Annotated in this window: 6 protein-coding genes; all 6 read left to right on the top strand. The window is 38.0% G+C overall.

Annotated features, from left to right (window positions below; genetic code table 11):
• Nucleotides 1-172: 172 nt before the first annotated feature.
• Nucleotides 173-1,423 (top strand): ATP-binding protein, encoded by a 1,251-nt coding sequence (locus ACJMMI_RS02490; RefSeq protein ID WP_405353180.1) that lies wholly within the window; start codon nt 173-175, stop codon nt 1,421-1,423.
• A 13-nt stretch (nt 1,424-1,436) separates the two neighbouring features.
• Nucleotides 1,437-2,714 (top strand): peptidoglycan-binding protein, encoded by a 1,278-nt coding sequence (locus tag ACJMMI_RS02485; protein ID WP_405353178.1) that lies wholly within the window; start codon nt 1,437-1,439, stop codon nt 2,712-2,714.
• A gap of 89 nt (nt 2,715-2,803) precedes the next feature.
• Nucleotides 2,804-3,865 (top strand): histidinol-phosphate transaminase, encoded by a 1,062-nt coding sequence (gene hisC, locus ACJMMI_RS02480; RefSeq protein ID WP_405353177.1) that lies wholly within the window; start codon nt 2,804-2,806, stop codon nt 3,863-3,865.
• A gap of 122 nt (nt 3,866-3,987) precedes the next feature.
• Complete coding sequence (locus tag ACJMMI_RS02475; RefSeq protein WP_405353175.1) at nt 3,988-4,443, top strand: GNAT family N-acetyltransferase; 456 nt, start codon at nt 3,988-3,990, stop codon at nt 4,441-4,443.
• Nucleotides 4,444-4,724: 281 nt separating this feature from the next.
• Nucleotides 4,725-6,440: a hypothetical protein gene (locus tag ACJMMI_RS02470; RefSeq protein WP_405353173.1), complete on the top strand. Its 1,716-nt coding sequence runs from the start codon at nt 4,725-4,727 to the stop codon at nt 6,438-6,440.
• 22 nt (nt 6,441-6,462) lie between these two features.
• The coding region (locus tag ACJMMI_RS02465) for a patatin-like phospholipase family protein (RefSeq protein WP_405353171.1) at nt 6,463-6,807 on the top strand (345 nt) is incomplete at its 3' end.

The raw sequence follows: 6,807 nt of genomic DNA, 5'->3' as shown, positions 1-6,807 counted from the left end.
ATTTTGTCAACACTTTTTTAAAAATAATTTATAAAAGTTTTAAATTGTGATAAATACTAAGCTTTTTAACTGATTTACTTTTACTGTTGCGAAAGTAAAGTCATATTTTTTGCGGAAATATTGACTTAAAACAAAAAAAGTCGTACAATTAAGAGGAATGGAATGATGATTTATGAATAAAGCAAAAGAAATTTTATTTTCGCTTTCGTCCCTCTCGGTTTTCAGAGGAATTTTAAACCGAAGCGTACCAAAGGCATATTACAAATTATTAAGCTCTATGGACAAAAAGCCTGAAGAGTTTTTGAATGCTTACGGCGAGTTTTTCTCACTTATAAGTGAAAGAGGATGCAGCAACCGACTGGCTTATTCTCTTACAGAAGCTGCTTTGTTTGATGAAAACTGCTTTACAAGAGCAGCTGCTGCCGGCAAGTACAATACACTTCCCGAAAACCTTTTAAAGGCTGTAAGGCGTGATTGTCAGGCTATTTTAAATGCCGCTTCACTCACATCTCAGGAGCTTATTCAATGCTACTGTGCATCAAACGATCTTGCTACTGTGGCTGACATGGGCTGCGTTGCCGAGCATCTTCCAAGGTGGGAGTGCGGCGAATGTGCCGAAAGCTTTAAAATGTTTGATGGCTCACTCGAAAAGGTGGCAAAGTATTATAAGGAAAACGGCTGTGGTATTTTTGCCCGTTACAAGGCATTTATTTGGCGTGACGGCGACATTCAGCCTGTTTTGCACCCTGATAAGATTGATATGGACTCATTTACCGGCTATGAAAGACAGCGTGATATTGTTGTAGGCAACACTAAGTCATTTATTGAGGGCAAGGCTTGCAACAACTGTTTGCTCTATGGTGATATGGGTACAGGCAAAAGCTCTACTGTTAAGGCTATTGCAAATGAATTCCGTAAGGACGGTTTGAGAATTGTTGAAATTCCTAAGGAAAGACTTATTGACTTCCCAATCCTTGTTGACAAAATTGCAACACTGCCTATGAAGTTTATCATATTTATTGATGACCTTTCTTTCCAAAAGCAGGATCAGAGCTATACTACTTTAAAGGCTGTGCTTGAGGGCGGTATTGCGGCTCGTCCTGACAATGCACTTATTTATGCAACATCTAACCGCCGTCATCTTGTTAAGGAAAGCTTTGCAGACCGTACAGATGATGACATCAACACTCGTGATAATATGCAGGAAACTCTTTCGCTCTCAGACCGCTTTGGTTTGTCTGTGTGCTACTCTGCACCGTCTAAGAAGGAGTTCCTTGATATTGTATTTGCTCTTGCCAAGGAAAATGATGTTACTCTTTCACAAGAGGAGCTTGAAGCAGGAGCCGAGCGATTTGCACTTTCAAGAGGCGGTCGTTCTCCACGATGTGCTAAACATTATATTGAATCTCTATTTGCTAAATAAACGGAGGTAACTAATGAAGAAAATCGTTTCGATTTCTCTTGCGTCTGTGCTTGCTGTGTCAGCCTGTGCAGGACTTGCAGGATGTAGTGGTGACAATAACTACCCGGTATCTGTGGCAGATGTAACTATTAAAACCGAGCCAAAGAACATTGTTGTGCTTTCGGACAAAACTGCAGATATTATTGATTGTATCGGTTATTCGGGAAAAATGGTCGGCAGAAGTGACGAGGTGAATCAGGACTTTTTATCGGTTGCACCAAGCGTAGGCTCTGCTCAGTCGCCTGATGTTGATAAGATTAAGTTCTATTCTACAGACATTGTTTTTGCAGACGATACTCTTGACGCTGATGTTAAAACTCAGCTTACAGACGGCGGTATTCTTGTGCTGAATGTGGCTTCTCCGGAAACCACAACAGAGCTTGAAACTGCGTATATCACACTCGGCAAAATTCTCGGTGGTGCTGTTGACGGAGCTAAAAAGGGAAGCGATTCCTATGACAAGCTTATTGATACAATGAAAACCATGAAGAACGAGAACAACAACAGTGTGTCAAAGACAATCTGCTATCTTTATCTTGACGGTGACAAACTGCACACTCTTCACAGCGGTACTTATGGTGATATGCTTTTGGGTTACACAGGTGCAGTGAATGCGGCTGTAAATGTTTCTGAAAGTGAAATTGATACAAAAGTGCTTAAAGTTGCAAATCCTGATTATATTTTGTATGCTGATGACGCAACCTTGGATTTCATCAAGAATGACGAGGATCTCGTAGGATTAAAGGCAATCAAAAATAATAAGACTTTACAGGTTACAAAAACTGAGATTGAGAGAATGGGTACAACATCACTTCAGACTCTTAATAAGATTATGGACTTTATGTATCCTGACAGAGTAAAGGAAAGCACTCAGCCAACCACAAAGGCAGGCACAGTGTCATCAGCAAATGTGTCTGAACCGGTTACTCAGAAGTCAACCACAGCTACAACAGCTGCTCAGGCAGCAACAAAGGCTAATGAAAGCAGTTCTGTTGAGAGCAAATATAATATTAAAGTAAGCGGTCTTACACTCAAGCTTGATGATGAAAACGATAATGTAAAAGCTATGCAGCAGCGTTTGTTTGACCTCGGATACATTACCGATAAAGGAAATGTAACAGGCTATTATGGTGAGGTCACTCAGAAAGCCGTTAAGGAATTCCAGAAAGCAAGCGGAATTTCCGAGTCAGGCACAGCAGACAGCAAAACTCTTACAGCACTTTTCAAGAGTGATGCAAAGGCTAAGTCTTAATGCTTTTCGCTGTTTACAATGTAACAGTTAATTACAGGTCACGATTTTTCGTGACCTGTTTTAGAATGTAGAATAAAGGGGAAATAAAAATGCAGGGAAGCTGGAGAGAAAATCTCATTAAAATAAAGCCGTATGTGGCAGGTGAACAGTCAAACGATAAGGATATGATTAAGCTTAACGCAAACGAAAACCCATATCCGCCGTCACCGGAAGTTAAAAAGGTCTTTGAAAAATACGCTGAAAACAGCGAGGGACTAAAAAAATATCCTAATTCGGATTCAATTATTTTAAAAGACGCTATTGCTAAAAGATACAATGTCGGCAGAAGCAATGTGTTCGTTGGCAACGGCTCTGATGATGTAATTGCATTGTCATTTATGGCTTTCTTTAACTCAGAAAAGCCGATTTTGTATCCTGATATTACCTATTCTTTTTATCCTGTATGGTGCTCACTTATTAAAATTCCGTACAAGACAATTCCTGTTGACGATAATTTTGAAATACACGCAGAGGATTATTATACAGAAAACGGCGGAATTATCATTCCTAATCCAAACGCACCTACAAGTATTTGTAAGCCCCTTGATTTTGTGATTGATATTGTCGAGCATAATCAGGACAGCGTGGTTATTATTGATGAGGCTTATGTTGACTTTGGCGGCGAATCTGCTGTTGAACTTACGAAGAAGTACGATAATTTACTTGTTACACAGACTTTTTCAAAGTCACGCTCACTTGCAGGTATGCGTATTGGCTTTGCAATCGGCAGTGAGGAGCTTATTGCCACTCTTGAAACCGTTAAAAATTCCTACAATTCATATGTAATGGACAGTCTTGCACTTGAGGTTGGCACTGCATCAATGAATGACGAGGAGTATTTTAAGGAGTGTGTAAATAAAGTAATTGCTACAAGAGAGAGGGTAAGGGAAGAACTCATTGCTCTTGGCTTTGATGTAAAGAAGAGTGCAACAAACTTTCTGTTTGCCACACACAAAAAATATTCCGCTAAGGAAATATTTGAATACTTAAAGACAAAGAAAATCTTTATAAGATACTTTAATATTCCAAGAATTGACAATCACCTCAGAATTACTGTCGGTACTGACGAGGAAATGGATAAGATGATTGCGGCAATGAAAGAGCTTTTTTAATAAATAAAAGGGTTAAAAATATTACTTATACCTTATGATTTGTTTGCAGATTGGAAATTGCAAAATGTCTGTTGTATTAGAAAATTTAATGAAAATGACCTATGAATTTTTATGGAGGAAATATGCAAATTGTAATCAGAAAAGCATCTGAGTCGGATATTGACGCTGTTTGCAGAATATATGATCATATTCTTAAAGAGCAGGAAAGAGGAAATGTGAGTGTCGGCTGGGTGCGTGACATATATCCGACTAAGGCGACAGCGGAGTCTGCATTGTTTAGAAATGATTTGTTTGTTGAAGAAGCAGATGGTAAAATTGTAGGAACTGCAATTATAAATCATATACAGCCTGATACTTATAATAAAGTTGTATGGCAATATGATGCTGATGATAAAGATATTATGGTTTTGCATACTCTTGTTATTGACCCTTATTCAAAGGGCAAAGGCTTAGGCAAAATTTTTGTGAAGTTCTATGAGCAATATTCTTTAGAACATAACTGTAATTATTTACGAATTGATACTAATGAGTTGAATGTTAATGCAAGAGCCTTTTATAAAAAAATTAAATTATCGTGAAATCGGGATAGAGCCATGCAGTTTTAATGGAATACCGAATGTTAATTTAGTTATGCTTGAAAAATGCTTAAGGTAATAGCAGATTATTTTGTAACATAAAAGTCATTTTGCTATATTATAATAAATTATGACATTATTTTTATGCCCGTTTAGCTAAAGCGTAACAAATATTTGAGAAATTACATATAAAAACCAATGTTTTGTATGTTTACTATATGGCAGAATTTTGGTATAATATTCTTTAAATTTCAGAATGGATAATAAATTCAGAGAGGTAAAGTATGAATATTTCAGACAAAAAATCAAGAATTTTTCTTGCGGTTGTCATAGTTTTAAGTCTTGCACTCAGCACAGTTTTTATGATGAACAAGCAGGGCTACCACGAGGACGAGCTTTTGACCTATAATCTTGCAAACTCGGCAAATACTCTTAAAACTGACGGCGAATGGAACAGCGGTGCGGATTTTATAGATTATCTTTCTGTATCGGACAGCGACCGCTTTAATTATGCTCAGGTTTATGAAAATCAGATTATAGACGCTTCACATCCGCCTTTTTATTACGGACTTGTACATACTGTGTGTTCGTTATTTCCAAACCAGTTTTCAAGGTACTTTGCATTTTCTGTAAATGTTTTTGCTATGGCAGGCATTTTGATTATGCTGTTTAAAATTGTAAAAAAAATTACAAAAAATAACCTATACGCTCTTATAGCCACAGGTGCTTTTGCATTCAGCATTGCCTGCACAACAATGACTATTTACCTGAGAATGTATGCAACCCTCACGTTCTTTGTGCTTTCAATGATTTATATGAATCTTAAAATCTTTGAGAGAAAAAACACAGCAAAGCTTACCGATTTTTTGATTTTAGGACTTATAACCCTGCTCGGCACGCTTACTCAGTATTATTTTATCCTTTTTGAGGGACTCACAGGTCTTATTATGCTTGTGTTTCAGATTAAGGAAAAGAACATCAAGGATTTGGTTAAGTACATAATCACAGCACTTATCGGCAGTGCAGCGGCACTTTTCATTTATCCGTACATTATTACAAATGTTCTCGGCGGTAACCGTGGCTTTGGTTCGCTCAGCATTTCTATTGACCCAATTACTGTTGTTACTTACTTTGCGTACAAAATCGGCACATATATTCAGGTGCTTGCAAAAGATGTATTTTTAAATCAGATATGGTTGCTTGCCCTTTGCGGTGTGGCTGTTATCGGCTTTTGGATATATCTACGCTTTGTCAGAAAAGAAAAGCTTTCCCGCACAGCGTTTATGGCTTTTGTGCCGTCACTTGTTTATTTTGTGGCAATTTCACTTGTTTCACCTTTTAACAGCGACCGTTATATTATGGCTTCGCTGCCGATGTTTGTCACAATTTTTGTGCTTGCACTTCTTAAATTTACAAGAATTACAGGCAAAAAATGGCTCACCACAGCCGTACCGATTTGCCTTGCAATCACCTGTGCAATCGGCTACATTACAGTAAAGCCGTACTATATGTATGGCGTGAAAACCGAGCTTTACACTCCGCAGACCTCAAAATGCGTGTTTGTGGGTACTGCTATGCTTGAGTGGAACAAGAGCATTGACAAGCTTGCGAATTACGACGAAACTATGATTGTTCAGACGGCAGATTTTTCACCAACTCTTGCAGACGAGCTTGAGGACTTTGCGGAAAAGAGGGGAGTAATCACCAACGGCAAGATTACTCAGTTTATGAACGGTTATATGAACAACGGCAGTGAGAAGGAAAAGACCGACAGTATGCAGGCGATTAAAACAGACTCAAAGCTTGCAAATGAAGATGAAATTACTGTTTATATTTCAAGACTTGCCGACAGGGACAAGGTAATTAAGTATATTACAGAGAATACAAAGTTTAAAAATTATGACTTGATTTCTGAGGATTACAGCTTTGACGAGTTCTACAACTGGTACGATTATTTTGTAGAAACTGAGTCTTACTGCAATGTTTACAAATTTTATTAAAAGATAAGGACTGCGAAAAATTATGAAAGACAGAAAAGATGCGATTGGATTTGTTTTTTCAGGCGGAGGATTGCAGGGAATTGCACATATCGGTGCGGTTACTGCTTTGTATGAGCTTGGCATAAGACCGGAATATGTTTCCGGTACAAGCTCAGGCTCAATTATGGCAATGCTTGTTGCAATGGGACTTGAGCCAAAAGAAATGCAGGAGGTTGCAAAAAAATACTGGAAAATCCTTGCGGAAATTGACAACGGACTTATTTTTAAGGCACTTGCACAGTTTATTGTTTACAAGAAAATTCAGAAAAACGGTATTAAAAACGGCGAAATAATATCAGATGTTGTCAAGGAGGTACTTGCCTCAAAG

Source organism: Ruminococcus sp., from assembly GCF_045129435.1.
In the GTDB taxonomy this organism is placed as follows: domain Bacteria; phylum Bacillota; class Clostridia; order Oscillospirales; family Acutalibacteraceae; genus Ruminococcoides.
The sequence above is the reverse complement of the archived record's forward strand: the minus strand, read 5'-3'. Positions and strand labels throughout refer to the sequence as shown.